Source organism: Paraburkholderia sp. JHI2823 (assembly GCF_038900695.1).
Lineage (GTDB): Bacteria > Pseudomonadota > Gammaproteobacteria > Burkholderiales > Burkholderiaceae > Paraburkholderia > Paraburkholderia mimosarum.
The window spans coordinates 1-255 of record NZ_JAYMRY010000429.1 but is presented as its reverse complement, the minus strand read 5'-3'; the positions used below and the strand labels follow the sequence as shown (position 1 = coordinate 255).

1 pseudogene is annotated in these 255 nt (G+C 59.6%); it reads left to right on the top strand.

What is annotated here, in order from left to right:
* Positions 1-255 (top strand): annotated as a pseudogene (locus VSR34_RS39285) (IS110 family transposase); the annotation flags it as partial.

The window sequence follows — 255 nt, the reverse complement described above, 5'->3', positions numbered from 1 at the left end:
TGTCAAAACCGTTGCGGTAAAAAGTGAAGCACAGCAAGCGGTTCTGGCGCTTCACCGCATCCGTCAGCAGTTGGTCAAGTTCCGTACCGCCCAGATCAATGCACTTCGCGGCTTGCTTACCGAGTACAGTGAAATTATGCCGCTCGGCCGGGCCGCTCTGGCAAACGGTGTGGTTGCCGCCCTCGAGCGGATCGCCGAGCGACTTCCCGCTGTGCTAATCGAGACTTTCCGCGAGCAGTGGTCACGCATCGCGGC